The organism is Pseudomonas sp. NY15437 (assembly GCF_048068435.1).
GTDB lineage: Bacteria > Pseudomonadota > Gammaproteobacteria > Pseudomonadales > Pseudomonadaceae > Pseudomonas > Pseudomonas nitroreducens_B.
The window spans coordinates 58,840-83,729 of the sequence record NZ_JBLUQC010000018.1; the positions used below are offsets into that span (position 1 = coordinate 58,840).

Genomic DNA, 24,890 nt, shown 5'->3' on the forward strand with positions numbered 1-24,890 from the left:
TGCATGGAGTCAGCACAGGAGACTTAAAATCTCCTGGCCCACAATCGGAACAGACAGGATCGCCGGGGCATGTAGGAGCGAGCTTGCTCGCGAACGGGTTCCGGCAGCTTCGGAGCTGGGCGGTTCGCGAGCAAGCTCGCTCCTACGAAAAGCACCGCGTGGCGGATCACGCCTAAGGGTCATCCGCCCTGCTGATTCGGTTCAGATCGTTGGGGGCATGACGTGCCCCACGGTCCGGCCATGCGCCGGCCCCGCTGGCGGATCGCGGGCATGGCCCGCTCCTACACGGGCACCGCGGCGCAGGACTGTAGGAGCGTGCCACGCACGCGACGGCGGACAAGGTCCGCCCCGCAATCGGCGGTGCGCCCTACGGTCCTGCAATCGGAACAAACAGGGTCGCCGGGACGTGTAGGAGCGAGCTTGCTCGCGAACGGGTTCCGGCAGCTTCGGAGCTGGGCGGTTCGCGAGCAAGCTCGCTCCTACGAAAAGCACCGCGTGGCGGATCATGCCCAAGGGGCATCCGGCCTAATGACTGATTCGGTTCAAATCGCGGGGCGCATGACGTGCCCCACGGTCCGGCCGCGCGCCGGCCCAGCTGGCGGATCGCGGGCATGGCCCGCTCCTACACGGGAGTGCGGCGCCGCCAGACTGTAGGAGCGTGCCATGCACGCGACGGCGGACAAGGTCCGCCGCCATCAGCTGGAAGAACGCGGCCCGTGATTGCGCCGGAAGGTCTCCTCCCCCATCGCCGCGATCTGCCCCTCGATCAGCGCATCGAACGGGCGCAACAGGTCAGCGTGGGAGCGCGGCGCATCCAGCGCGTCCAGCGCATGCGCCACCGCCTCGATGGTCGACAGCGCGCCTTCGGCCGGCGCCTTGCGCAGGCGGTAGCGCGAGGTCAGCCCTGCCGGCAGTACCACCCGCGGCAGCGCCGCCAGCCGCGGGTTGAGGTGCAGCAGCTTGCGCGCCTTGCGCCAGGTGCCGTCAGGCACCACCAGCAGGCGCGGTTTATCCACAGGCCGCGCCGCCAGGTCGGCCAGCGCCACGGCGGACTCGCCGGGGAACAACAGCCAGGCATCCCATGCCGACAGGTCGAGATCGCTGAAGTCCTCGCCGACCCTCAGCTGCGCATTGCCCAGGCCAAGCGCCGCCAGCCGCGCGGTGTTCAGCGCATGGCCCACCTCGCTGGGGTGCTGCAGCAAAAGCACCCGGGTGCGGTTGTCCAGGCGCGGAATCAGCGCACACAGGCAATGGTCCAGCGGCCGCTCGCAGCGGGGGCAGCGGGCGCGGCTCATGTCTGGCTCGGCTGGGTGCGCAGCAGGTCGCGGAAGTTCTGGATCAGGGGCTCGCGGGAACGACCACGGCGCAGGATCAGCGAGAACGGCGCCTGGTAGCCGAAGGTCGCCGGCAACAGGGCGCGCAGGCGGCCCTGCTCCACCCAGGGGTGCGCGTAGTGCTCGGGCAGGTAGCCGATGTAGCCGCCGGAGAGGATCAAAATCAGCTGCGCCTCCATACTCTCGACGGTGCCGGCGCTGTGCTTGAAGCCGTGCCGCGCCAGTTCCGCCTGGCTCCAGTAGCCCCGCCCGACCATGCGCTGCTGGGTGATCAGCTCGGCGGGGATGCGCCGGCCGTCGAACAGCGGGTGGCGGTCGCTGCAGTAGAGCCAGTGCTGCTCTCTATAGAGAGGCTGGTAGACCAGGCCGTTCATGCGGCTGAAGAACGAGCCGATGGCCAGGTCCAGGCGGTTGTCCAGCACCGCCAGCTGCAGCTCGTAGGGGCTCTGCACCTGCAGGTGCAGGTGCACCGCCGGGTGCAGGCCGCTGAAGGAGCCGATGACGTCGGCCAGCGGCAACGCCGGGTCGCTCACGGTGGAATCCAGCACGCCCAGGTTCAGGGTGCCGCGCAATTCGCCCTTCAAGGTCGCCGCATAGCGCTCGAAGCCTTCCAGTTCGCCGAGGATGCGCAGGGTTTCCTGGTGGAACAGCTCACCCTTGCTGGTCAGCCCGAAACCACCCCGGCCGCGGTGGCAGAGCACGATGCCCAGCTGGTTCTCCAACTGGCTCATGTAGGTGCTGATCGCCGAGGTCGACAGGTTGAGTTCCTGCTGCGCGGCGGCGAACCCCTGGCTGCGCACCACGCAGGCGAAAATCCGCAGCAGTTTGACGTCGGGCAGTGCGCTCGCGCTCATGATGACTCCGCAAAACCGCGGCTGGGCCGCTCTAGTTCAGTAGTTTCTGCACCTGAAAACGGAGGATAGAAAGCCAGCTATCTATCCAGGAACCGCAGGCCACAAGCCCGGCGAGCCGTCCGCTGCGGCAAGGTGGCGCAGTCTAGCCGCCCTGATTAGTTTAGAAAACTCTGAAGTGATTATTTGTAGCCAGCGATTTTTTCTACTACCCCGCCTGATGAGAATCCGGTCTCAGTATTCAACAAGCCTGTTTCCACGAAGACAGCGATCAGCCTGAGGCCCTTCCCATGGACAAGAAACTTCACCAGCCCCTGGGCGGCAACGAAATGCCGCGTTTCGGCGGCATCGCCACCATGATGCGCCTGCCGCATATCCAGTCCCCCGAAGAGCTCAACGAGCTGGACGCCGCCTTCGTCGGCGTGCCCCTGGACATCGGCACCTCCCTGCGCTCCGGCACCCGCTTCGGCCCGCGCGAGATCCGCGCCGAGTCGGTGATGATCCGTCCGTACAACATGGCCACCGGCGCTGCGCCGTTCGACTCGCTGAACATCGCCGACATCGGTGACGTGGCGATCAACACCTTCAACCTGATGGAAGCGGTGCGCATCATCGAAGAGGCCTACGACAAGATCCTCGACCACGGCATCCTCCCGCTGACCCTGGGCGGCGACCACACCATCACCCTGCCGATCCTGCGTGCCATCCACAAGAAGCACGGCAAGGTCGGCCTGGTGCACATCGACGCCCACGCCGATGTGAACGACCACATGTTCGGCGAGAAGATCGCCCACGGCACCACCTTCCGCCGCGCGGTGGAAGAAGGCCTGCTGGACTGCGACCGCGTGGTGCAGATCGGCCTGCGGGCGCAGGGCTACACCGCCGAAGACTTCAACTGGAGCCGCAAGCAGGGCTTCCGCGTGGTGCAGGCCGAAGAGTGCTGGCACAAGTCGCTGGAACCGCTGATGGCCGAAGTCCGCGAGAAAGTCGGCGGCGGCCCGGTGTACCTGTCCTTCGACATCGACGGTATCGACCCGGCCTGGGCGCCCGGCACCGGCACCCCGGAAATCGGCGGCCTGACCACCATCCAGGCGATGGAAATCGTCCGCGGCTGCCAAGGCCTGGACATCATCGGCTGCGACCTGGTCGAGGTCTCCCCGCCCTACGACACCACCGGCAACACCTCGCTGCTCGGCGCCAACCTGCTGTACGAAATGCTCTGCATCCTCCCGGGCGTGGAGCGCCGCTGAGCGCACGAGCACACCGATGAATAACGACGCCTGCGTAGCACAGGTGCTGGAGGCTGCCCGCGATCTCGTGGCAGCCTTCGCGCGCACCGACACCGAAGCCTACTTCGCCGCCTTCAGCGAAGACGCCACCTTCATCTTCCACACCTGGCCACAGCCGCTGCTCTCGCGCGCGGCGTACCGCGAGGTGTGGGAAGGCTGGCTGCGTGACGATGGTTTCGAGGTCCTTGACTGCCTTTCGAGCAACACCTTTGTGAGCCTGCAGGGCGAGGACGTGGCGGTGTTCTGCCACGACGTCGCCACGCGGCTGCGCATCCAGGGAGAGGAAAGCCTGAACCACGAGCGGGAGACCATCGTCTTCCGCCGTGATCCGAAACTGGGCCGCTGGTTGGCCACACACGAGCACCTGTCACCGTCGCCGACGCCATAAAGACAGGGCTCCCCGGGAGGAAGTCATGGATAACAAGAACAACGCACACGCAATCACCACCATCGAGACATTCGGGGTCGAACAGATCCCGGACAACGAACGCAACGCCACGCCCACCGACCTGTTCCGCATGATCTTCGGCGGCGCCAACACCTTCGCCACCGCCGTGCTGGGCAGCTTCCCGGTGCTGTTCGGGCTGTCGTTCCAGGCCGGCGTCTGGGCCATCGTGCTCGGCGTGCTGGTGGGCTCGATCATCCTCGCGCCCATGGGCCTGTTCGGCCCGCTCAACGGCACCAACAACGCGGTCTCCTCGGGCGCCCACTTCGGCGTGCACGGGCGGATCGTCGGCTCGTTCCTGTCGCTGCTCACCGCCGTCGCCTTCTTCTCCCTCTCCGTGTGGAGCTCGGGCGATGCCCTGATCGGCGGCGCCAAGCGCCTGTTCGACCTGCCGGAAACCGACCTGACCCTGGGCCTGGCCTACGGCCTGTTCGCCGTGCTGGTGCTGATCGTCTGCATCTACGGCTTCCGCTTCATGCTGATGGTCAACAAGATCGCCGTCTGGGCCGCCAGCCTGCTGTTCCTGCTCGGCCTGTTCGCCTTCGCCGGTCCCTTCGACGCCGGCTATGCCGGCACCGTGCAGATGGGCGGCGAAGGCTTCTGGGCCGCCTTCATCGGCGCCGCCCTGCTGGCCATGAGCAACCCGGTGTCGTTCGGCGCCTTCCTCGGTGACTGGGCGCGCTACATCCCGCGCGAGACCTCGCAGAAGCGCATCATGCTGGCGGTGATCCTCGCCCAGCTGGCGACCCTGATCCCGTTCCTGTTCGGCCTGGCCACCGCCACCATCGTCGCGGTCAACGCGCCGGACTACATCGCGCAGAACAACTACGTCGGCGGCCTGCTGGCGGTATCGCCGAGCTGGTTCTTCCTGCCGGTGTGCCTGATCGCGGTGATCGGCGGCATGTCCACCGGTACCACTTCGCTGTACGGCACGGGCCTGGACATGTCCAGCGTGTTCCCGCGCCTGCTCAACCGCGTGCAGGCCACCCTGCTGATCGGCCTGCTGTCCATCGCCTTCATCTTCATCGGTCGCTTCGCCGCGAACCTGGTGCAGAGCGTGTCCACCTTCGCCGTGCTGATCATCACCTGCACCAGCCCGTGGATGGTGATCATGATCCTCGGCCTGATCATCCGCCGTGGCTTCTACCACGCCGACGACCTGCAGGTGTTCACCCGTGGCCAGGAAGGCGGCGCCTACTGGTTCCACAACGGCTGGAACTGGCGCGGCATGGGGGCGTGGATCCCGAGCGCGGCGCTGGGCCTGTGCTTCGTCAACCTGCCGGGCCAGTTCGTCGGCCCGCTGGGCAACCTGGCCGGCGGCATCGACATCAGCCTGCCGGTCACCCTCGGCATGGCCGCCCTGCTCTACCTGGCCCTGCTGCGCTCCTTCCCGGAACCGGCCGGCGTCTATGGCCCCAAGGGCCCGCGCTGGGTGGCCAGCCATGACCGCCCGGTGCGCAGCATCAGCGAACCGACGGCCTGATCCAGGCTTCGCTGCCTGGCGAAGCGCATGACCCGAAAGACCCCATCGGACCGGTTGCCGCCGGTCCGGTGCCCTACCGCACGCCACGAGCGAGCGGCAACAATGACAATGCAAGTGTGAGGAAAGCGACCCATGGCGTTAGATCTGATCGTCGTACTGATATATGCCGCCGGCATGTTGTGGCTGGGCTGGTACGGCATGCGCCGCGCCAAGACCCATGAAGACTACCTCGTCGCCGGCCGCAATCTCGGCCCGTCGTTCTACATGGGCACCATGGCTGCGACCGTCCTGGGCGGCGCTTCCACCGTGGGCACCGTGCGCCTGGGCTACGTCCATGGCATCTCCGGCTTCTGGCTGTGCGCCGCGCTGGGCGCCGGCATCATCGCGCTGAACCTGTTCCTCGCCAAACCGCTGCTCAAGCTGCGCATCTTCACCGTGACGCAAGTTCTGGAGCGCCGCTACAACCCCATGGCCCGCCAGGCCTCGGCGGTGATCATGTTCGCCTACGCGCTGATGATCGGCGTGGTCTCCACCCTGGCCATCGGCACCGTCATGCAGGTCCTGTTCGGCCTGCCGTTCTGGGTGTCCGTGCTGCTGGGCGGCGGCGTCGTGGTGATCTACTCCACCATCGGCGGCATGTGGTCGCTGACCCTGACCGACATCGTGCAGTTCATCATCAAGACCGTCGGCCTGATGTTCATCCTGCTGCCGATCTGCCTGTACCGCGTGGGCGGCTGGGACGAACTGGTGGCCAAGCTGCCGGCGACCGCCTTCAGCTTCCACACCATCGGCTACGACACCATCATCACCTACTTCCTGATCTACTTCTTCGGCATCCTGATCGGCCAGGACATCTGGCAGCGCGTGTTCACCGCCCGCGACGAGAAGGTCACCAAGTACGCCGGCACCGCCGCGGGCGTGTACTGCGTGATCTACGGCCTGGTCGGCGCGCTGATCGGCATGTGCGCCAAGGTCCTGCTGCCTGACCTGGACAACGTCAACAACGCCTTCGCCGCCATCGTCAGCGCCGCCCTGCCGGACGGCATCCGTGGCCTGGTGATCGCCGCCGCGCTGGCCGCGATGATGTCCACCGCCAGCGCCGGCCTGCTCGCCGCGTCCACCACCATCACCGAAGACCTGCTGCCGATCGTCACCGGCCAGCGCTCCACCCGCCTGAGCCTGAACCGCATCTGCACCCTGGTCACCGGTGTCGTGGTCCTGGCCATCGCCCTGGTGGTGAACGACGTGCTCAGCGCCCTGACCCTGGCCTACAACCTGCTGGTGGGCGGCATGCTGATCCCGCTGATCGGTGCCATCTACTGGAAGCGCGCCACCACCGCCGGCGCGATCACCAGCATGGCCCTGGGCTTCGTCACCGCGCTGGTGTTCATGCTCAAGGACGGCTTCGATGCCAACACCCCGATCTACTACAGCCTGGCCATCGGCCTGGTCAGCTTCATCGTCGTCAGCCTGCTGTCGCCGCGCCCGGCGCCGGTAGCCGAAGCGGCCTGATAAGAAACCAAGCTGGGCAAAAGGGCGCGGCGAGCTGATCTCCGCGCCCTTTTGCATGATGATCACGACTTACCTGCGAATCTTTAAGGAACTGCCATGACCACCTGCGGCGAATTCCTCGTCAAGCAACTCGAAGCCTGGGGCGTCGATACCGTCTTCGGCATCCCCGGCGTACACACCGTCGAGCTGTACCGCGGCCTGCCCCACAGCGGCATCCGCCACATCACCCCGCGCCACGAACAGGGCGCCGGCTTCATGGCCGACGGCTACGCGCGCGTCACCGGCAAGCCCGGCACCTGCTTCATCATCACCGGCCCGGGCATGACCAACATCCTCACCGCCATGGGCCAGGCCTACGCCGACTCCATCCCCATGCTGGTGATCTCCAGCGTCAACGAGCGCTCGCGCCTGGCGCACGGCAACGGCTACCTGCACGAGCTGCCCAACCAGCGCGCCATGGTCGCCGGCGTCAGCGCCTTCAGCCACACCCTGATGAGCGTCGAGGAACTGCCGGCCGTGCTGGCCCGCGCCTTCGCCGTGTTCGACAGCGAGCGCCCCCGCCCCGTGCACATCGAGCTGCCGCTGGACATCATCACCGCCCCGGCCGACCACCTGCAGGTGCTGCCGCGCGTACAGCTGGCCCGCCCTGCCCCGGCCCGCTCGCCGCTGCACGAAGCCGCCGCCAAGCTGGCCAAGGCACAGAAGCCGCTGCTGCTGCTCGGTGGCGGCTGCGTCGCCGCCCAGGCCGAAGCCCGCGCGCTGGCCATTGCCCTGGACGCGCCGACCGCGCAGACCATCAACGCCAAGGGCCTGCTGCAGCCGGACCACCCGCTGCTGGTCGGCAGCAACCAGTCGCTGGTTCCGGTCCGTGAACTGGCGCTGGAGGCCGACGTGGTACTGGCCATCGGCACCGAGCTGGGCGAAACCGACTACGACGTGGTGTTCGACGGCAACTTCAAGATCGGCGGCCAGCTGATCCGCATCGACATCGACCCGCAGCAGCTGATGCGTAATTTCGCCCCGAGCATCGCCATCCAGGCCGACGCCCGCACCGCCATGCGTGCCCTGCTGGAGCTGCTGCCGGCCCGCGAGGCCGACGCCGCCAGCCCCGGCGCCCAGCGCGCGGCCAAGGTGCGCGCGCAACTGGCCGAGGACTTCAGCGGCTGGGCGCACTACCGCACCCTGTTCGACACCATCCTCGACGTGCTGCCCGATGCCCGCTTCGTCGGCGACTCGACCCAGACCGTCTACAGCGGCAACCACCTGGTGGAGCTGGACGGCGGCCGCCGCTGGTTCAACGCCTCCACCGGCTACGGCACCCTGGGCTACGGCCTGCCGGCGGCCATCGGCGCCAAGCTCGGCGAGCCGGGCCGCCCGGTGATCAGCCTGATGGGCGATGGCGGCCTGCAGTTCACCATGACCGAACTGGCCAGCGCCGTGGAAGCCAAGGTAGGCATCATCGTCCTGCTGTGGAACAACTACGGCTACGGCGAGATCAAGCGCTACATGGAACGCCGCGACATCACCCCGCTGGGCGTGGACATCTACACCCCGGACTTCCTCGCCATCGCCCGCGGCTTCGGCTGCGCCGCCGAACGCGCCCGCGATTACGCTCACCTGCAGGAGCTGCTGCGCACCGCGCCGAGCGACCGCCCGCTGATCGTGGAAGTGATGGAAGCGGCGCCGTTCGCGCCCTGAGGTAACGGAGCCGGCCCGGGCGCCCTCTCCCCCGCCCTGGCTGCGCGCCCCGCTCTCGCCGGCTGGCTCCGGATTATCCGAACGCTCCGAACGGTCCCCTCTCCCTTCAGGGAGAGGGAGCAAAGCCAACCCCCGCAGCACAGCCATAAACCCGTCAGCCTGTAGGAGCGAGCTTGCTCGCGAACCGCCCAGCTCGGGATTGTTCGCGAGCAAGCTCGCTCCTACGAAGAGCTCCGGTACTCCGGGCTTGGCCCTGGCGCCAATGAATGGCAGGTTGTACCGGGGTACAACCGCGACCAATTGCACACCCTACGTTCAGCATGACAAGGCGCGAATAAATGAAGATCGTCACCCGCGACCGCTGGTTCGAAGTCCGACACTGCTACGACGGCGTCAGCCTGATCCACGAGCCCTACGTCCGCCCCTTCTACCGCTGCAACATGTGGCACATCCAGGGCCGCGAGCGCGACGTGCTGGTGGACAGCGGCTCCGGTCTGGTCAGCCTGCGCGAACAGTTGCCCTGGCTCACCGACCGCCCGCTGCTGGCGGTGGCCAGCCACACCCACTTCGACCACATCGCCGGCCACCACGAGTTCGACGAGCGCCTGGTGCACCCGGCCGAAGCCGACATCCTCGCCCGCCCCGACGGCGAGCGCACCCTGGCCACGGCCTTCGTCGGCGACGAGATGTTCGACGCCCATCCGGACTGCCCGCTGTGCTACGCCGAATACCGCGTCAAGGCCGCGCCGGCGACCCGCACCATCGAGGAAGGCGACGTGCTCGACCTGGGCGACCGCACCCTGCAGGTGCTGCACACCCCCGGCCATTCGCCGGGCGGCATCAGCCTGTGGGAAGAGAAGACGCAGACGCTGTTCTCCGGCGACATCATCTACGACGGCCCGCTGATCGAGGATGCCTACCACTCCAATCTCGACGACTACGCCGCCAGCCTGGCGCGCCTGCGCGCGCTGCCGGTGCGTACCGTCCACGGCGGGCATTTCGCGAGCTTTTCCGGGGAGCGGCTGAAAACCATGATCGACGACTGGTTCAAGGCCCACGAATGACAGGCAAGAAAAAACCCGCCAGCTGGCGGGTTTTCCTTTTGCGGTAACGCGGGCGTCATCAGTAGCGCCGGCGTTGCTCCATCAGGCGACGCTGTTCGTCGCTGCGGATGGGGATGGGTTGCAGACGTGGAGGCTCGATCAGGCCGAGCGCGACACCGAGTTTCCACGCAACGCTTTGCAGCCAGACTTTCATGGAATGCCTCCTCGTTCGAATTCAGGTCGGGCGGCCCGTTACCACCATGGGCCGCCCTAGGAAGAATAGCCCGGCGTCCCACTCTCCGCCCGTGCCACTCACTCCTTGAAACAAAGACTATCGCCTTCCCTCGCCGCAGCGCCTGACCTGAATCAAGAGCGCGGCACATCCGCACTCAGCGGCGAAGCATCCGCCGGATCCACTGTTCGCTGCTCACCAGGGTGATGCCCGCCAGCACCAGCACGGCGCCAGCGACGAAGTTCAGGGTCAGCGGCTCGCCGAGAATCAGCACGCCGAAGGCGATGCCGAACATCGGCGTCATGAAGGAAAACACCGCGAGGTTCGACGCCAGGTAGCGGCGCAGCAGCCAAAACCAGGTGAAGTAGCTGAAGAACGACACCACCAGCCCCTGGAACAGCACGCTGCCCACGCCGATGGCGGTGAAGCTCACGTCGCCAGTCTTGCCCAGCGCCAGGGCGGCGAAGGGCAACAGCAGCGCGGCGATCAGCAGCTGGTAGAACAGCGTCAGGATCGGTTTCGCCTCGGACAGCCGGGTGGTGCGCACCGCCACCGTGGTCATGCCCCAGGAGAAGCCGGCCAGCACGCCGAAGGCATCGCCCAGCAACATGCGGCTGTCCATGCTGGCGAGGTCGAAGCCACCGCCGAAGCACAGGGCGATCCCCGCGAAGCACACGCCGATGCCCAGCCACTGCAGCGGCCGCAGGCGCTCGCTGGGCAGCAGGAAGTGCAACGCCAGCGCGGAGAAGATCGGCGCCGTGTAGATGAACACGGCCATGTGCGAGGCCGAGGTGTAGACCAGCCCCTGGGCGATGAAGAAGAACTCGGCGGCGAACAGCACGCCCGCCAGCAGCCCGCCCTTGAGCGTGCCCTGGCGCAGGAAGCCTTCCCAGCCGCCGCGCCAGCACATCAGCAGCCCCACCACCACCGCGGCCACCAGGTTGCGACCGAAGGCCTGCATGATCGGCGCGATGTCCGGCGCGGCCAGCTTCACCACCACTTGCTGGATGCCCCAGATGACGCACAGGCCGGTCATGACCTGGATGGCGAAGGCGTCGGCGCCCTTGCGCTCGACGATGTTGCTGTGGGAGTTCATGGCAAGGCTCGGCAGTTGAAAAAAAAAGCGGGAAGCCGAAAGGACAATCGGCGGACTTCCTCGAAGAAAGTCCGCCGATCATGCCAGTTCACGCCAGCCGGCCGCCAACGGAAATCCGCTGCTCAGCCAGTTGCCAGCGACATCACTTCCCGGACTTCACCTGGGTCCAGGTGCGGGTGCGGATGCGCTCCAATTTCGGCGGCAGCATCTCCACCGAGTACAGCTTGGCCTGCACGTCCGCCGGCGGGTAGACGTTGGGGTTGTCGTGCAGGTCCTTGGAGATCAGCCCGTCCGCCGCCTGGTTGGGGTTGGCGTAGGCGACGTAGTCGGAGATCGGCGCGACCACTTCCGGGCGCAGCAGGTAGTTGAGGAAGGCGTGGGCCTGCTCGACGTTCTTCGAGTCCTTCGGAATCGCCAGCACGTCGAACCAGGCGGCGGCGCCTTCCTTGGGAATGCGGTATTCGATGTGGATGCCGTTGCCCGCTTCCTTGGCGCGGTTGGCCGCCTGCATCGCGCCGCCGGACCAGGCCAGGGCCACGCAGACGTCGCCATTGGCCAGGTCGGTGACGAACTTCGAGGAGCTGAAGTAGGTGATGTTCGGGCGCAGCTTGGCCAGCAGTTCCTCGGCCTTCTTGTAGTCGTCCGGGTTGCGGCTGTTGGGCGACAGGCCCAGGTAATGCAAGACCTGCGGGATCACCTCGGTGGGCGAGTCGAGGAAGGCCACGCCACAGGATTTGAGCTTGGCGAGGTTCTCCGGCTTGAACACCAGGTCCCAGGAGTCCACCGGCGCGTTGTCGCCAAGTACCGCCTTGACCTTGTCGACGTTGTAGGCGATGCCGTTGGTGCCCCACATGTAGGGCATCACGTACTGGTTGCCGGGGTCCTTGCTCTCCAGCACCTTGAGCAGCGCCGGGTTGAGGTTCTTCCAGTTCGGCAGCTTGCTCTTGTCCAGGGGCTGGAACACGCCGGCCTTGAGGTAGTTGGGGAGGAAGCTGTCGCTGGGCACGACCACGTCATAGCCCGAATGGCCGGACAGCAGCTTGGCTTCCAGCACTTCGTTGCTGTCGTAGACGTCGTATTGCGGCTTGATGCCGGTCTCGCCCTGGAAGCCCTTGAGGGTGTCCGGGCCGATGTAGTCGAACCAGTTGTAGATGCGCACTTGCGGCTCGGCGCTGGCAACGCTGGCCGTGACGAGGGTGGCGGCGGCGAGCAGGCCGCGCAGCGCGGTTTTCTTGTTCATGTCCTTCCCCAGCTGGATGCGCTCGCGCAAAAGGTTGCGAGCAATGAAAAGCAAACGGGCGGATTCTCATCCGCCCGATTCGTCTTATCAGCGTGCAGCGCCTTCGTAGCCCTGCAGCACGTTCACCGCGTTGACACCGATGGCCTCCACCGCGTAACCGCCCTCCATGATGAACAGGGTCGGAATGCCCATGGCGGCGATGCGCGCGCCCATCTTCAGGTAGTCCGGGCTGTCCAGCTTGAACTGCGAAATCGGGTCGTCCTTATACGTATCCACGCCCAGGGAGACAACCACCGCGTCCGGCGCGTAGGCGGAAATCTTCCGGCAGGCATCTTCCAGCGCGGCGGACCAGCCATCCCAGCCGGTGCCGTGGGCCAGCGGGTAGTTGTGGTTGTAGCCTTCGCCGGCGCCTTCGCCGTGTTCGTCGGCGTGGCCGAGGAAGTACGGGTACTCCACCAGCGGGTCGCCGTGGATCGAGGCGAACAGCACGTCGTTGCGGCGGTAGAAGATATCCTGGGTGCCGTTGCCGTGGTGGTAGTCCACGTCGAGGATGGCCACGCGCTTGGCGCCCTGGTCGAGGAAGGCCTGGCTGACGATGGCGGCGTTGTTCAGGAAGCAGTAGCCGCCCATGAAGTCGCTGCCGGCGTGGTGGCCCGGCGGACGGCACAGGCCGAAGGCCATGTTGGCGCCCTGGCGCATGTGGTCCTGGGCGGTCAGCGCGACCTGGGCCGAGCTGTACACGGCCTGCCAGGTGCCGGCGGTGATCGGCGCCTCGGTGTCGAAGCTGTAATGGCCCAGCTCCCCCATCAGGGCGGTCGGGATGGGGCCGTCACGGCGCAGGCGGCGGCCCGGGAACGTGGTGGAAACCAGGTCGCCGGTGTGGCCTTCGGCCGCCCAGCGGGCCCAGGCGCCCTTGAGGAATTCGACGTAGCGGGTGTTGTGCGTGCGCAGGATCGGATCGAGGCCGAAGTCCTTCGGGGCGATGATCTCGCCCAGGTTCTGCGACTTCACGCGGGCCAGCACGGTGTCCGCGCGGCTGGGCATTTCGAAGCAGGGCTGGAGTTTGCCGTCGACCAGTTCGGACTGGCCGAAATGCAGGCGGTGATCATCGCTGTACACGGTAAGCATGGGAGTACCCTCTGAAGGATTCTTGTTGTCCGGTGACGGAATTCTGCCCAGCGAACACGCGCGGCAAAACAGCGGAAGCGGCCAAAAGGGGATCGATATGGCCAGAATTTGTGACCCTTAACCATCTGCATGCTGTGATTGGCCGCACGGCGTCACCAGGGCCGAACGACGCGGCGCTATGCTCCAGGGAATTGTCCCGGCCAACGGCCGGTCGAACACCGACACGCGTTTTGACCACAGGATGGGGGAACATGCGGGAAACCTTCGTACGCGCCTGCAGCCGCGTGCTGCTGATGCTGACCTTGTCGCTGGCCGGCGCCGGCGCCGGCGCCGTGCTGGCGGACGAGCCGACCGACGTCCAGGCCGGCGATACCATCCAGCTCCCGGAGCTGCCCGAGGACGCCGGCGTCGACCAACTCAGCGCCCGCCTGGAGCTGATCCGCCAGCGCGTCTCCTCCGACAGCGACGATGGCCTGCTCTCCAACCTGCGGCAGTCGGCGCTGGCCGTGCAGGCCCGCGCGGAGCAGAACGCCACCGACATCGGCGCGGCGCTGTCGCGCACCGAGGACCAGCTCAAGGTGCTCGGCCCAGCGACGCCCAACGAGGCACAGAGCCTGAGCAAGCAGCGCAGCGACCTGACGGATGCGCAAAAGGATCTGCAGAAACAGTTGGCGCGCGCCAACCAGCTGGACAAGGACGCCCAGGACCTCGCCGCACAGATCGTCAACCTGCGCCGCAGCCAGTTCAACTCGCAGATCGCCACGCGCTACCCGCCGCCGCTGAGCCCGCGCTTCTGGTCGACCCTGATCCGCCCCACCGACGATGACCTGACGCGCCTGCAATCCATGCGCGCGCAGATCGGCAACGCCTTCGCCACCACCTGGCAACCGGAGCACCGCTGGCCCTTCGTCGCCAGCCTGCTGGTCGCGGTGATGCTGTGGATACCCGGCCGGCGCCTGCTCGAACAACTGCTGACCAAGGCGATGATCCGCTGGATTCCGGTCGGACGCCTGCGCCGCAGCGCCCTGGCGGTGGCGGTCAGCCTGGCCACCATCCTCACCCTCGGCGGCGGCGCCACGGTGATCCACGAGGGCATGAACTGGCACGAGCAGCTCAGCGGCAACATGGCCAACCTGGGCGACCAGATGCTCTCGCTGGTGATCTTCTGCACCTTCACCGCCGGCCTTGGTCGCGCACTGCTCGCCGTACAGCGCCCGTCCTGGCGCCTGCCCGACCTGCCCGACCCGGTGGCCACCGCCCTCTCCCCCTTCCCCTGGCTGATGGCCTGGCTGCTGCTGGTGCTGGGCACCCTCGACCGCATCAACAGCGCCAGCGGCGCCAGCCTCGCGCTGACCGTGGCGGTCAACGGCATCACCGCCCTGGCGACCGCCGTGCTGTACGGCATCGCGCTATATCGCTACCGCCGCGCCCGCCGTGAAGCCGAAGGGCACGAGACGTCCGCGCTGGCGGGCATCCTCGTGCTGGCGATGCTGGTGACCGTGCTGCTGATCGTCCTGGCGCTGGTCACCGGCTACCTGTCGCTGGCCTACTTCTTTGCCGGCAAGCTGCTCTGGGCCAGCGTGGTGTGCGCCACCGGCTACCTGCTGACGACACTGTTCGTCGACCTCTGCGAAGTGCTGCTGTCGCCGCGCCAACCCATCGGCGAACGGCTGGCGCAGAACCTCGGCGTCGACCCGCGCCACCAGGCACAGTTCGCCACCCTGCTGACCGGCGCCGGGCGCACGTTGCTGGTGTTGTCGACCCTGCTGATCGCCTTCTCCACTTCCGGCACCAGCCCCGGCGAGTTGCTCCAGGGGCTGGTGCAACTGGTGGAGAGCGGCCAATCCCTGGGCCGCCTGAACATCGTCCCGCAGGACATCCTGCTGGCCCTGGGCACCCTCGCCGCCGGCCTGTTCGGCCTGCGTCTGCTCAAGCGCTGGCTGGCCGACGAGCTGCTGCCGGAAACCAATATGGACGCCGGCATGCGCGCCTCGCTGGTGACCCTGGTGGGTTACATCGGCATGGTCATCCTGGTGCTGCTGGTGCTCTCGGCGCTGCGCATCAACCTCACCAGCCTGACCTGGGTGGTCAGCGCCCTGTCGGTGGGCATCGGTTTCGGCCTGCAGGCCATCGTGCAGAACTTCATCTCCGGCCTGATCCTGCTCACCGAGCGCCCGGTGAAGGTCGGCGACTGGGTCAGCCTGACCGGCGGCGTGGAGGGCGACATCCGGCGGATCAACGTGCGCGCCACGGAAATCCAGATGTCCGACCAGTCCACGGTGATCGTGCCGAACTCTCAGTTCATCTCGCAGAACGTACGCAACGTGACCATGGGCAGCGCCCTGGGCGTGGTGGGCATCAACCTCACGCTGCCGCTGGACACCGACGTGCAGAAGGTCCGCGAGCTGATGCTCAAGGCCTATACCGAACACGAGAACATCGTAGAGACGCCCGCCCCGTCGGTGACCTTCAAGGACCTGAGCGCCACCGGGCTGACCCTGGCGGCTTCGGGCAACGTCAGCAGCCCGCGCGCAGTGTATTCGACCAAGAGCGACCTGCTGTTCACCATCTTCAGCGGCCTGCGCGAGGCCGGCATCAGCCTGAGCACGCCGCAGAACCTCATCCTGCAGCGGCCGCAGGTGGCGCGCGCCGAGGACACGGCAGCACCGCAAGTCGGCGATGACACCGGGTCGAATCCAGCGCCGTAGAATGAAAAGGTTACGCCGGCAGCCCCACCTGCCGGCCTTCGCGCAACAGTCCCGCATGGGAGCCGCCGTTGCGCCTGCAGCGTCCTGTGCCCGCCGTTGGCCGGCGCCCGTCGCGGCAGCCGGCATTGCCGCCTGTCGCCTTCCTTCCTCGATTGCCGCGGGGCTCGCCTGCGGCTGCGTACGGGAGTTCGCGCGATGGACGAAGCCAGACTCAACGAATTCATGGGCAAGCTGGTCACCGACATGGGTGGCGCGGCAATGCTCGCCAACATCATCCTGGGCGAGGAACTGGGCCTCTACAAAGCCATGGCCGACGGCCACTGGCTCAGCCCGGCGCAACTGGCCGAGCGCAGCGGCTGCAACGCCCGCCTGCTGCGCGAATGGCTCAGCGCCCACGCCGCCTCCGGCTACATGGAGCACCAGGACGGCACCTTCCGCCTGCCCGAAGAACAGGCCATGGCGCTGGCCATCGAGGACTCGCCGGTCTACGTCGCCGGCGGCGCCTCGGTCGTCGCCGCGCTCTACCACGACAAGGACAAGCTGGTCGCCGCCATGCGTGGCGACGGCGGCCTGGCCTGGGGCGACCACCACCCCTGCATGTTCTCCGGCACCGAGAAATTCTTCCGCCCCGGCTACCGTGCCCACCTGGTGGCCGAGTGGCTGCCGGCGCTGGACGGGGTGGTCGGCAAGCTCGAACGCGGCGCCCAGGTGGCGGACGTCGGGTGCGGCCACGGCGCCTCCACCATCGTCATGGCGCAGTCCTTCCCGGCCTCGAATTTCGTCGGCTTCGACTACCACCAACCGTCCATCGATGTGGCCAACCAGCGCGCCGACCAGGCCGAGGTCGCCACGCGCGCCCGCTTCCAGCGTGCCAGCGCCAAGGACTACCCCGGCAACGCGTACGACCTGATCTGCTTCTTCGACTGCCTGCACGACATGGGCGACCCGGTAGGCGCCGCGCAACACGCGCGCCAGGCGCTGAAACCGGACGGCACGGTGCTGCTGGTGGAACCCTTCGCCAACGACCACCTGGACGACAACCAGAACCCGGTCGGCCGGCTGTTCTACGCCGCCTCCACCTTCATCTGCACGCCCAACTCGCTGTCCCAGGAAGTGGGCCTGGGGCTCGGCGCGCAGGCCGGCGAGGCCCGCCTGCGCCAGGTCTTCGAGGAGGCCGGTTTCAGCCGCTTCCGCCGCGCGGCGCAAACGCCGTTCAACCTGATCCTCGAAGCCCGCCCCTGAATCCTCCGAGGATCGTTCGCAGCGCCCGCGCTCCGGGCGCTGCGGTGGCGAAACAATTCGTCATTTGCCCGTCATCAATCCGTTATCTGGCCCGGTGAAACTCGCAGGCTTTCAACCCAGGGAAGCCCCCGCGATGTTCAATAAAAAGACTGCCCACAAAGCTGCATCCCTCGCCCTGCTGGTCGCCGCCCTCGCCGGCTGCGCCGTCCAGGCTCCGGTCGCCAGCAAGGAAGCCACGCCCAACAACGACGACTGGTACCTGGTGCGTACCGACGACACCCTCTACCTGTTCGACGACGCCACCGTCTACCGGGACTACCTGGTGACCGGCAAGACCACCTACACCAAGGAGGTCGGCGAGAAGGACAAGTTCGGCCAGAACGTCGTGCTGGTCGTGCGCGCCGAGGACCAGGGCAAGGATGCGAAGAAGATCGCCGCCTACCAGTTCTACAAGCAGAGCCTGCCCCCGGCCGCCGGCTTCTACGGCGAAATCCGCCAGGGCGGCGTGATCTACGTGGCCCAGCGCTACGGCGACATGGTCGACATGAACGGCCTGGGCGAGCCGATCTTCCGCCACACCGAAATCGCCAGCGGCCCCAACGGCGAGCGCGTGGTGTACCTGATGCAGAAGGAAGAGAAGAAACCGGACGCCCTGATCGCCCGCTTCCAGAAGATCTACGGCATCACTCCAGCCAAGGGCTGATGACGAAAAAAGCGCGCACTCCGGGGAGGGAGTGCGCGCTTTTTTTCATGCCCGGCGCCGCAACGGCGCGGGTGTGCCTCAGCTGGACGGCTCCAGCTGCACGGCAGCAATCGTACTGGGTGGCTCGATGCCCCAGTCACCAAACTGGTACCAGTCATCCCCGAGCATCTCGGCCGGGTGCATGGTGCGGTCCGCGCCGTTGCCACACGCCAGGTTGGTCGCCGGGCAGTAGCGGTCGCAGCCCCAGCAGATACGCTCGGGGTGCGGCGGATTGAGGGGGAATTTCTTGGCCATGGTGAGGCCCTCGGGGTTCCTTGTGGGATTGCACAAGGCTATGCCCGGCGACTCCATGGGCTAGTTGATCCACGGCAAGGCCGACAGAAATTTCAGGCGCGGCTCTCTATGCCCGAAAGTGGCTCGGCGGCTGGCCGCTCCAGCGCTGGAAGGCGTGGCGCAGGCTGGCGGTTTCGCTGAAGCCCAGTTCCTCGGCGATGCGGTAGATGGGCATGTCGCCGTCCTGCAGCAATTCCTTGGCGCGGGCGAAGCGCAGTTCGTCGAGCAGTTGCTGGTAGCTGGTCTGCTGTTGCTGCAGGTGGCGGCGCAGGCTGCGCGAGGAGCAGTTCAGGCGCCGCGCCAGCTCCTCCAGGCCCGGTGGTTCCTGCAGGCGTTCGCCGAGGATGGCGCGGACCTTGTCGAGCCAGGCACGGCGCGCGGCCAGGTCGATGTTCTGGCGGCGGCACTGTTCGAGCATCTCGCGGTGGGTCACGGCGTCGGCCAGCGGCAGGCGCATGTCCAGCCAACTGGCGGGGAAGCCGATGGCGCTGCGCGGACAATCGAAGCTCAGCTGGCAGCCGAACAGCGTGGCGTAGGCGGCGTGGCGTTCCGCCGGGCCTTCGTAGTCGAATTCGGCACGCACCAGCGGCAGCGGCTGGCCGAGCAGGTCGGCGCAGGCCACCTTCAGCGAGCCCAGGCACAACTCGGTGTTGAACGGGCGCATGGCCTCCTCCTCGCCGTAGCCGGTGGCGACCAGCCAGGCCATGTCGCCGTCCACTTCCAGCGAGAGGTGGAAGTAGGTGCCCAGCAACACCGGGTAGCTCAGGCCGATGCGCAGCGCCTCGCCCAGCGTCGGCGCGGAGATCAGCGCGTAGCCCAGCAGCCCGTAGGCGGTGATCCGTGTGCGCACGCCCAGGCGCAGGCCGAGGGCGGGTTCGCCAGCGAGGTTCTGCACGTTGGCGAAGACCTGCTGCTCTTGCCAGGGGCTGACCAGCCGGCGCAGGTCGAGCAGGTCGTCGCCGGTGATGCCGCTGCCTTCGAGGATGGCCTCGCGGCTGTGCCCTTCCGATTCCATCAGCGCGACGGTCAGGGAGGTCATGTGCAGGGAGTTGAGCCAGGTGGAGCGGGAGAAGGTCAGTGGATTCATGTCGTGCCCATCGTAGACGCTACGGCGCGCCGGCGGGTGTGTTACCGGCTCAAGCGCAGCTCAGGGGCAGGCAAGTTGCGTGCCGGCCACCCAGCGTGGCCGGATCGATCCCCATGGGACGGGGCCTGGAACGCGCCGCGGGCCTTCATCGGCCCGCGCGCGGGGTTACCTTTGTGGACACCGGACGGTGCAGATGCACTGTCCTGGGGCCCGCAAGCGGTCAACCGCGGGAGAGGAAGCGCATGCCTTCTTCCAGGCCGCTCAAGGTCAGCGGGTACATCTGCTCCTTCACCAGCTCGCGCACGAGGCCCGTGGAAGCGGTGTAGTTCCAGGTGTCCTTGGGGTACGGGTTGATCCAGATGAGCTTCTTGTACTTCTCCATGAAGCGCTGCATCCACACGTAGCCGGCTTCCTCGTTCCAGTGCTCGACGCTGCCGCCGGCCTGGGTGATCTCGTAGGGCGCCATGGCGGCGTCGCCGACGAACACCACCTTGTAGTCCGGTCCGTACTTGTGCAGCAGGTCGAAGGTGGCCGTGCGCTCGCTGGAGCGGCGCAGGTTGTTCTTCCACACCGACTCGTAGATGAAGTTGTGGAAGTAGAAATACTCCAGGTGCTTGAACTCGGTCTTGCAGGCCGAGAACAGTTCCTCGCAAACCTTCACGTGGGCGTCCATGGAGCCACCGATATCCAGCAGCAGCAGGAGCTTCACGGTGTTGCGGCGTTCGGGGCGCATCTGGATGTTGAGCAGGCCGGCATCCTTGGCGGTGTGGTCGATGGTGCCGTCGATGTCCAGCTCTTCCGCCGCGCCTTCGCGGGCGAACTTGCGCAGGCGGCGCAGGGCGATCTTGATGTTGCGCGTGCCCAGCTCGACCTGGTCGTCGAGGTTCTTGTACTCGCGCTGGTCCCACACCTTGGCGGCCTTGCCCTGGCGCTTGCCGGCGTCGCCGACGCGGATGCCCTCGGGGTTGAAGCCGCCGGAACCGAACGGGCTGGTGCCGCCGGTGCCGATCCACTTGTTGCCGCCGGCGTGGCGTTCCTTCTGCTCTTCCAGGCGTTTCTTGAACTCCTCGATGAGCTTGTCCAGGCCGCCCAGGGACTGGATCTGCGCGCGCTCCTCGTCGGTCAGCAGGCGCTCGAATTCCTTGCGCAGCCACTCTTCGGGGATCAGCGCCTTGAGGTGGTCGTCGAGCTTTTCCAGGCCCTTGAAGTAGGCGCCGAAGGCCCGGTCGAACTTATCGAAATGGCGCTCGTCCTTCACCATGATGGTGCGGGCGAGGTAGTAGAACTCGTCCATGTCGGCGAACACGACGCGGTGCTTGAGCGCATCGATCAGGTCGAGCAGCTCGCGCACCGACACCGGCACCTTGGCCGCGCGCATTTCGTTGAACAGGTTGAGCAGCATGGATATGCCCTCGGAAATCGCAGGTAACGGTTCCCTCTCCCTTCGGAGCGGGGCGCGTAGCCAGGGTTAGAGAGAGGGCAAGCACGGCACGGGACCATCTCCCTCTCCCCCGCCCTCTCCCTGAAGGGAGAGGGAGCAAAAGCATCAGCGGCTGGCGCGGCGGCTCATGAACGCCAGGCGTTCGAGCAGTTGCACGTCCTGCTCGTTCTTCACCAGCGCACCGGCCAGCGGCGGGATGGCCTTGGTGGGGTCGCGCTCGCGCAGCACGGCTTCGCCGATGTTGTCGGCCATCAGCAGCTTCAGCCAGTCCACCAGCTCGGAGGTGGAAGGCTTCTTCTTCAGGCCCGGCACCTTGCGCACGTCGAAGAAGATGTCCAGCGCCTCGCTGACCAGCGTGCCGCTGATCTTGGGGTAGTGCACGTCGACGATCTTCTGCAGGGTCTCGCGGTCGGGGAAGGCGATGTAGTGGAAGAAGCAGCGGCGCAGGAAGGCGTCCGGCAGCTCCTTCTCGTTGTTGGAGGTGATGATGATGATCGGGCGCTGCTTGGCCTTGATGGTCTCGTTGGTCTCGTAAACGAAGAACTCCATCTTGTCGAGTTCCTGCAACAGGTCATTGGGGAACTCGATGTCGGCCTTGTCGATCTCGTCGATCAGCAGGATCACGCGCTCCTCGGCCTCGAAGGCCTCCCAGAGCTTGCCCTTCTTGATGTAGTTGCGCACGTCGTGGACCTTGTCCACGCCCAGCTGCGAGTCCCGCAGGCGGCTGACCGCGTCGTACTCGTAGAGGCCCTGGTGGGCCTTGGTGGTGGACTTGATGTGCCAGGTGATCAGCTTGGCGCCGAAGGACTCCGCCAGCTGCTCGGCCAGCATGGTCTTGCCGGTGCCCGGCTCGCCTTTCACCAGCAGCGGCCGCTGCAGGGTGATGGCGGCGTTGACCGCCAGCTTGAGGTCGTCGGTGGCGACGTAGGACTGGGTGCCTTCGAACTTCATCGGTGAATCCTCGAACGGTAGCGGCCGGGGGTAGGCCCGGGCGGAAATGTGCGTGTGGGGGACTGCGACTATAACGCGCATGGCACTCGACTGTGAACGCAGGACGGGCATTCAGTCACTGAATGCCCGGTCGCGCCCGGCCTAGCCACGCGTGATATCCGGCGGCGCTTTGCGGTTTCCAGTGAAGCCCGGCGCCTGCGAGGCCGCGCCCATCTTTGCGCCGGTTCTGCGTCTGGACTGGAGGGCGGGCTGGGCATAGGCTTTCGGATCACCTTCGAGCGACAAGGACTCTCATCATGAGCCGCATTTACGCAGACAACGCGCAGTCCATCGGCAACACGCCGCTGGTACAGATCAACCGCATCGCCCCGCGCGGCGTCACCATCCTGGCCAAGATCGAAGGGCGCAACCCGGGCTACTCGGTGAAGTGCCGGATCGGCGCCAACATGATCTGGGATGCCGAGTCCAACGGCCGCCTGAAGCCGGGCATGACCCTGGTCGAGCCGACCTCGGGCAACACCGGCATCGGCCTGGCCTTCGTCGCCGCCGCCCGCGGCTACAAGCTGATCCTCACCATGCCCTCCTCCATGAGCCTGGAGCGGCGCAAGGTGCTCAAGGCCCTGGGCGCCGAACTGGTGCTGACCGAGCCGGCCAAGGGCATGAAGGGCGCCATCGCCAAGGCCGAGGAAATCCTCGCCAGCGACCCGGCGAAGTACTTCATGCCGGCACAGTTCGACAACCCGGCCAACCCGGCGATCCACGAGAAGACCACCGGCCCGGAAATCTGGAACGACACCGATGGCGCGGTGGACGTGCTGGTGGCGGGCGTTGGCACCGGCGGCACCATCACCGGGGTGTCGCGCTTCATCAAGAACACCAAGGGCAAGCCGATCCTGTCGGTGGCCGTGGAGCCGGTCGGCTCGCCGGTGATCAGCCAGACCCTGGCCGGCGAAGAGGTCAAGCCCAGCCCGCACAAGATCCAGGGCATCGGCGCCGGCTTCGTGCCGAAGAACCTCGACCTGTCGCTGGTCGACCGCGTCGCCACCATCGCCGACGAGGATGCCAAGAACATGGCCCTGCGCCTGATGCAGGAAGAAGGCATCCTCTGCGGCATCTCCAGCGGCGCCGCCATGGCCGCCGCGGTGAAGCTCGCCGAAGAGCCGACCATGCAGGGCAAGACCATCGTCGTGGTGCTGCCGGATTCGGGCGAGCGCTACCTCTCCACCATGCTCTTCGACGGCCTGTTCGAGGATCAGGAACTGGTCCAGTAAGCTCTATTCCGCCCCTTTGCGGGGCGGATTCCCACCTGCCGTTCCGAATCGGTGCGATTGCAGTCACGTGCGCTGTCTGCGGACCCGCAGGCAGCCATGGCCCCTCGCCATGTTCCGACAAAATGGTTAATTCTTGCCCAGCCCGCGACGCAGCGTCGCTCATCTTTCGCAGATGGCCTGGGCATTCCGCACCGTTGTCAGGAACACAAGAATGAAAATTTCCGCCCCGTTGCTCTCCACCCTTGCACTCTCGCTCACGATGGCCGCCGGCGCCGCCCAGGCCGACAGCGTGAAGATCTACAACTGGTCCGACTACATCGCCCCGGACACCGTGCCGACCTTCACCAAGGAAACCGGCATCCAGGCGACCTATGACGTCTACGACAGCAACGAGACCCTCGATGGCAAGCTGATGACCGGCAAATCCGGTTACGACATCGTGGTGCCGTCGAACCACTTCATGGCCAAGCAGATCCAGGCCGGCGCGCTGAAGAAGCTGGACAAGAGCCAGCTGCCGAACTGGAAGAATCTCAACCCGGTGCTGATGAAGGCGCTGGAAGTGAACGATCCGGGCAACGAGCACGGCTTCCCCTATCTGTGGGGCACCACCGGCGTCGGCTACAACCCGGCGAAGGTCAAGGAAGTGCTGGGCGACAACGCGCCGATCGACTCCTGGGACCTCTTCTTCAAGCCCGAGAACATGGAGAAGCTGGCCAAGTGCGGCGTGGCGGTGCTTGACAACGGCCCGGAGCTGCTGCCGATCACCCTGAACTACCTGGGCCTGCCGCATCACAGCCAGAAGCTGGATGACTACAAGAAGGCCGAGGAAGCGCTGCTCAAGGTGCGTCCGTACATCCGCTACTTCCACTCCTCCAAGTACGTCAGCGACCTGGCCAACGGCGAGATCTGCGTAGCCGTCGGCTTCTCCGGCGACATCCTGCAGGCCGCCACCCGCGCCAAGGAAGCCAAGAACGGTGTGGAAATCCAGTACTCCACCCCGAAGGAAGGCTCGCCGCTGTGGTTCGACATGGTCGCCATGCCCAACGACGCACCGGACGAGAAGGCCGCCTACGCCTTCATGAACTACCTGCTGCGCCCGGACGTGATGGCCGGCGTGAGCAACTACGTGCACTACGCCAACGGCAACCTGGCCGCCGACCCGCTGGTGGACAAGGCGATCAAGGCTGACCCGGCGATCTACCCGCCGCAGGACAAGATGGCCAAGCTGTTCGCCCTCGAATCCATGCCGATGAAGATCGACCGCGTGCGCACCCGCACCTGGAACACCATCAAGACCGGCAAGTAAGCGTCACCCTTGCCTGACAACGCGCGGCCCTGGCCGCGCGTTGTCGTTTCTGTCGATGGCACCGGGCCGGATTTCGCGGAACCTCCCTGCAGGAGCGAGCTGGCTCGCGAACGAAGCCCGCGACGAATATCGGTTCGCGAGCAAGCTCGCTCCTCCGAAAGGCATCAGCACTGGAGCATTCTGCCTGCGCGGTCGTTTCTGTCGCAGAAGTCGCGAATTGCCGCGCGACTCGCACACCGCTCGCGGCGGGCCCGCTGCGCCGTTATAGTCAGCCCACGCAGCACGCTGGCTGCGCCACTGCACAGGTCTGCCCGCCATGTCCCGATACCCATTGCCCGATCCGGCAAACACCGCTGCAGCCTCCCCGGCCCGCGGCGCGGGTATGGGCAGCACCTGCCCTCCTCCTGTCGTCGCTGTTGCGCCGCCTCTGCCACCCGGCGTGAGTCGCTGACGCCCCACGCGTTTTCCACTGCCCGGTCCTGCGCGCCAACGGACGC

At 66.5% G+C, this 24,890-nt stretch carries 21 protein-coding genes; 11 read left to right on the forward strand and 10 right to left on the reverse strand.

Annotation, left to right across the window (positions count from 1 at the left end; genetic code table 11):
- Nucleotides 1-695 precede the first annotated feature (695 nt).
- Together ACNFIA_RS28400 and ACNFIA_RS28405 are read right to left on the reverse strand one after the other, a co-directional pair.
- Complete coding sequence (locus ACNFIA_RS28400; RefSeq protein WP_416790362.1) at nucleotides 696-1,295, reverse strand: tRNA-uridine aminocarboxypropyltransferase; 600 nt, start codon at nucleotides 1,293-1,295, stop codon at nucleotides 696-698.
- A complete protein-coding gene (locus ACNFIA_RS28405; protein WP_259753778.1) occupies nucleotides 1,292-2,188 on the reverse strand; it encodes a LysR family transcriptional regulator in 897 nt (298 codons plus the stop codon). The genes ACNFIA_RS28400 and ACNFIA_RS28405 overlap by 4 nt, the downstream gene beginning before the upstream one ends.
- A gap of 287 nt (nucleotides 2,189-2,475) precedes the next feature.
- On the opposite strand from ACNFIA_RS28405, the gene speB reads away from it, so the two are divergent.
- The 6 genes from speB (at nucleotide 2,476) to ACNFIA_RS28435 (ending at nucleotide 9,676) form a co-directional block, all read left to right on the forward strand.
- On the forward strand, nucleotides 2,476-3,435 hold the full coding sequence (gene speB, locus ACNFIA_RS28410) for an agmatinase (protein ID WP_259753777.1): 960 nt from the start codon (nucleotides 2,476-2,478) through the stop codon (nucleotides 3,433-3,435).
- Between the two features lie 16 nt (nucleotides 3,436-3,451).
- Nucleotides 3,452-3,862 (forward strand): YybH family protein, encoded by a 411-nt coding sequence (locus ACNFIA_RS28415; protein WP_416790365.1) that lies wholly within the window; start codon nucleotides 3,452-3,454, stop codon nucleotides 3,860-3,862.
- A 25-nt stretch (nucleotides 3,863-3,887) separates the two neighbouring features.
- Nucleotides 3,888-5,402, forward strand: coding sequence for a purine-cytosine permease family protein (locus tag ACNFIA_RS28420; RefSeq protein ID WP_416790366.1), 1,515 nt, complete (start codon nucleotides 3,888-3,890; stop codon nucleotides 5,400-5,402).
- A 132-nt stretch (nucleotides 5,403-5,534) separates the two neighbouring features.
- Entirely contained in the window at nucleotides 5,535-6,914 is a 1,380-nt protein-coding gene (locus ACNFIA_RS28425; RefSeq protein WP_416790368.1) for a sodium:solute symporter, read from the forward strand.
- 96 nt (nucleotides 6,915-7,010) lie between these two features.
- Entirely contained in the window at nucleotides 7,011-8,612 is a 1,602-nt protein-coding gene (locus tag ACNFIA_RS28430; protein ID WP_416790370.1) for a 5-guanidino-2-oxopentanoate decarboxylase, read from the forward strand.
- A gap of 338 nt (nucleotides 8,613-8,950) precedes the next feature.
- Nucleotides 8,951-9,676 carry an MBL fold metallo-hydrolase gene (locus ACNFIA_RS28435; protein ID WP_416790371.1) on the forward strand — a complete coding sequence of 242 codons (726 nt, stop codon included), beginning with the start codon at nucleotides 8,951-8,953 and terminating at the stop codon, nucleotides 9,674-9,676.
- A 58-nt stretch (nucleotides 9,677-9,734) separates the two neighbouring features.
- Here ACNFIA_RS28435 and ACNFIA_RS28440 read toward each other — a convergent pair whose 3' ends face one another.
- From ACNFIA_RS28440 to ACNFIA_RS28455, 4 genes are all read right to left on the reverse strand, one after another.
- Nucleotides 9,735-9,869, reverse strand: coding sequence for a PA1414 family protein (locus ACNFIA_RS28440; RefSeq protein ID WP_259753771.1), 135 nt, complete (start codon nucleotides 9,867-9,869; stop codon nucleotides 9,735-9,737).
- Nucleotides 9,870-10,044: 175 nt separating this feature from the next.
- Complete coding sequence (locus ACNFIA_RS28445; protein WP_259753770.1) at nucleotides 10,045-10,983, reverse strand: DMT family transporter; 939 nt, start codon at nucleotides 10,981-10,983, stop codon at nucleotides 10,045-10,047.
- 142 nt (nucleotides 10,984-11,125) lie between these two features.
- Nucleotides 11,126-12,223, reverse strand: coding sequence for an extracellular solute-binding protein (locus tag ACNFIA_RS28450; RefSeq protein ID WP_416790373.1), 1,098 nt, complete (start codon nucleotides 12,221-12,223; stop codon nucleotides 11,126-11,128).
- 87 nt (nucleotides 12,224-12,310) lie between these two features.
- The gene (locus ACNFIA_RS28455; protein ID WP_259753766.1) at nucleotides 12,311-13,351 is read right to left on the reverse strand and encodes a histone deacetylase family protein; all 1,041 of its coding nucleotides are present in this window, start codon (nucleotides 13,349-13,351) and stop codon (nucleotides 12,311-12,313) included.
- A 251-nt stretch (nucleotides 13,352-13,602) separates the two neighbouring features.
- Between ACNFIA_RS28455 and ACNFIA_RS28460 the strand changes: the two genes are divergently transcribed.
- The 3 genes from ACNFIA_RS28460 to ACNFIA_RS28470 all read left to right on the forward strand — a co-directional run bounded on the left by ACNFIA_RS28460 (nucleotide 13,603) and on the right by ACNFIA_RS28470 (nucleotide 18,004).
- On the forward strand, nucleotides 13,603-16,059 hold the full coding sequence (locus tag ACNFIA_RS28460; RefSeq protein WP_416790375.1) for a DUF3772 domain-containing protein: 2,457 nt from the start codon (nucleotides 13,603-13,605) through the stop codon (nucleotides 16,057-16,059).
- A gap of 195 nt (nucleotides 16,060-16,254) precedes the next feature.
- Nucleotides 16,255-17,301 carry a class I SAM-dependent methyltransferase gene (locus ACNFIA_RS28465; protein WP_416790378.1) on the forward strand — a complete coding sequence of 349 codons (1,047 nt, stop codon included), beginning with the start codon at nucleotides 16,255-16,257 and terminating at the stop codon, nucleotides 17,299-17,301.
- Nucleotides 17,302-17,434: 133 nt separating this feature from the next.
- Nucleotides 17,435-18,004 (forward strand): hypothetical protein, encoded by a 570-nt coding sequence (locus ACNFIA_RS28470; RefSeq protein ID WP_416790380.1) that lies wholly within the window; start codon nucleotides 17,435-17,437, stop codon nucleotides 18,002-18,004.
- A 78-nt stretch (nucleotides 18,005-18,082) separates the two neighbouring features.
- Here the strand turns inward: ACNFIA_RS28470 and ACNFIA_RS28475 are convergent, their stop codons facing one another.
- From ACNFIA_RS28475 to ACNFIA_RS28490, 4 genes are all read right to left on the reverse strand, one after another.
- Nucleotides 18,083-18,298 carry a DUF3079 domain-containing protein gene (locus tag ACNFIA_RS28475; protein WP_416790382.1) on the reverse strand — a complete coding sequence of 72 codons (216 nt, stop codon included), beginning with the start codon at nucleotides 18,296-18,298 and terminating at the stop codon, nucleotides 18,083-18,085.
- Between the two features lie 106 nt (nucleotides 18,299-18,404).
- A complete protein-coding gene (locus tag ACNFIA_RS28480) occupies nucleotides 18,405-19,424 on the reverse strand; it encodes an AraC family transcriptional regulator ligand-binding domain-containing protein (protein WP_416790384.1) in 1,020 nt (339 codons plus the stop codon).
- A gap of 220 nt (nucleotides 19,425-19,644) precedes the next feature.
- Nucleotides 19,645-20,826, reverse strand: coding sequence for a vWA domain-containing protein (locus tag ACNFIA_RS28485; protein ID WP_017518512.1), 1,182 nt, complete (start codon nucleotides 20,824-20,826; stop codon nucleotides 19,645-19,647).
- Between the two features lie 144 nt (nucleotides 20,827-20,970).
- Nucleotides 20,971-21,816, reverse strand: a complete 846-nt coding sequence (locus tag ACNFIA_RS28490; RefSeq protein WP_015476360.1) for an AAA family ATPase — start codon at nucleotides 21,814-21,816, stop codon at nucleotides 20,971-20,973.
- Nucleotides 21,817-22,112: 296 nt separating this feature from the next.
- On the opposite strand from ACNFIA_RS28490, the gene cysK reads away from it, so the two are divergent.
- Both cysK and ACNFIA_RS28500 read left to right on the forward strand, forming a co-directional pair.
- Nucleotides 22,113-23,087, forward strand: coding sequence for a cysteine synthase A (gene cysK, locus ACNFIA_RS28495; protein WP_259753754.1), 975 nt, complete (start codon nucleotides 22,113-22,115; stop codon nucleotides 23,085-23,087).
- Nucleotides 23,088-23,346: 259 nt separating this feature from the next.
- On the forward strand, nucleotides 23,347-24,393 hold the full coding sequence (locus ACNFIA_RS28500; RefSeq protein WP_416790424.1) for a polyamine ABC transporter substrate-binding protein: 1,047 nt from the start codon (nucleotides 23,347-23,349) through the stop codon (nucleotides 24,391-24,393).
- Nucleotides 24,394-24,890 lie beyond the last annotated feature (497 nt).

What these genes read in the sequence shown, in the direction of transcription:
- ACNFIA_RS28400 (WP_416790362.1), bottom strand. Translation starts at nt 1,295, where the DNA reads ATGAGCCGCGCCCGCTGCCCCCGCTGCGAGCGGCCGCTGGACCATTGC.
- ACNFIA_RS28405 (WP_259753778.1), bottom strand. Translation starts at nt 2,188, where the DNA reads ATGAGCGCGAGCGCACTGCCCGACGTCAAACTGCTGCGGATTTTCGCC.
- speB (WP_259753777.1), top strand. Translation starts at nt 2,476, where the DNA reads ATGGACAAGAAACTTCACCAGCCCCTGGGCGGCAACGAAATGCCGCGT.
- ACNFIA_RS28415 (WP_416790365.1), top strand. Translation starts at nt 3,452, where the DNA reads ATGAATAACGACGCCTGCGTAGCACAGGTGCTGGAGGCTGCCCGCGAT.
- ACNFIA_RS28420 (WP_416790366.1), top strand. Translation starts at nt 3,888, where the DNA reads ATGGATAACAAGAACAACGCACACGCAATCACCACCATCGAGACATTC.
- ACNFIA_RS28425 (WP_416790368.1), top strand. Translation starts at nt 5,535, where the DNA reads ATGGCGTTAGATCTGATCGTCGTACTGATATATGCCGCCGGCATGTTG.
- ACNFIA_RS28430 (WP_416790370.1), top strand. Translation starts at nt 7,011, where the DNA reads ATGACCACCTGCGGCGAATTCCTCGTCAAGCAACTCGAAGCCTGGGGC.
- ACNFIA_RS28435 (WP_416790371.1), top strand. Translation starts at nt 8,951, where the DNA reads ATGAAGATCGTCACCCGCGACCGCTGGTTCGAAGTCCGACACTGCTAC.
- ACNFIA_RS28440 (WP_259753771.1), bottom strand. Translation starts at nt 9,869, where the DNA reads ATGAAAGTCTGGCTGCAAAGCGTTGCGTGGAAACTCGGTGTCGCGCTC.
- ACNFIA_RS28445 (WP_259753770.1), bottom strand. Translation starts at nt 10,983, where the DNA reads ATGAACTCCCACAGCAACATCGTCGAGCGCAAGGGCGCCGACGCCTTC.
- ACNFIA_RS28450 (WP_416790373.1), bottom strand. Translation starts at nt 12,223, where the DNA reads ATGAACAAGAAAACCGCGCTGCGCGGCCTGCTCGCCGCCGCCACCCTC.
- ACNFIA_RS28455 (WP_259753766.1), bottom strand. Translation starts at nt 13,351, where the DNA reads ATGCTTACCGTGTACAGCGATGATCACCGCCTGCATTTCGGCCAGTCC.
- ACNFIA_RS28460 (WP_416790375.1), top strand. Translation starts at nt 13,603, where the DNA reads ATGCGGGAAACCTTCGTACGCGCCTGCAGCCGCGTGCTGCTGATGCTG.
- ACNFIA_RS28465 (WP_416790378.1), top strand. Translation starts at nt 16,255, where the DNA reads ATGGACGAAGCCAGACTCAACGAATTCATGGGCAAGCTGGTCACCGAC.
- ACNFIA_RS28470 (WP_416790380.1), top strand. Translation starts at nt 17,435, where the DNA reads ATGTTCAATAAAAAGACTGCCCACAAAGCTGCATCCCTCGCCCTGCTG.
- ACNFIA_RS28475 (WP_416790382.1), bottom strand. Translation starts at nt 18,298, where the DNA reads ATGGCCAAGAAATTCCCCCTCAATCCGCCGCACCCCGAGCGTATCTGC.
- ACNFIA_RS28480 (WP_416790384.1), bottom strand. Translation starts at nt 19,424, where the DNA reads ATGAATCCACTGACCTTCTCCCGCTCCACCTGGCTCAACTCCCTGCAC.
- ACNFIA_RS28485 (WP_017518512.1), bottom strand. Translation starts at nt 20,826, where the DNA reads ATGCTGCTCAACCTGTTCAACGAAATGCGCGCGGCCAAGGTGCCGGTG.
- ACNFIA_RS28490 (WP_015476360.1), bottom strand. Translation starts at nt 21,816, where the DNA reads ATGAAGTTCGAAGGCACCCAGTCCTACGTCGCCACCGACGACCTCAAG.
- cysK (WP_259753754.1), top strand. Translation starts at nt 22,113, where the DNA reads ATGAGCCGCATTTACGCAGACAACGCGCAGTCCATCGGCAACACGCCG.
- ACNFIA_RS28500 (WP_416790424.1), top strand. Translation starts at nt 23,347, where the DNA reads ATGGCCGCCGGCGCCGCCCAGGCCGACAGCGTGAAGATCTACAACTGG.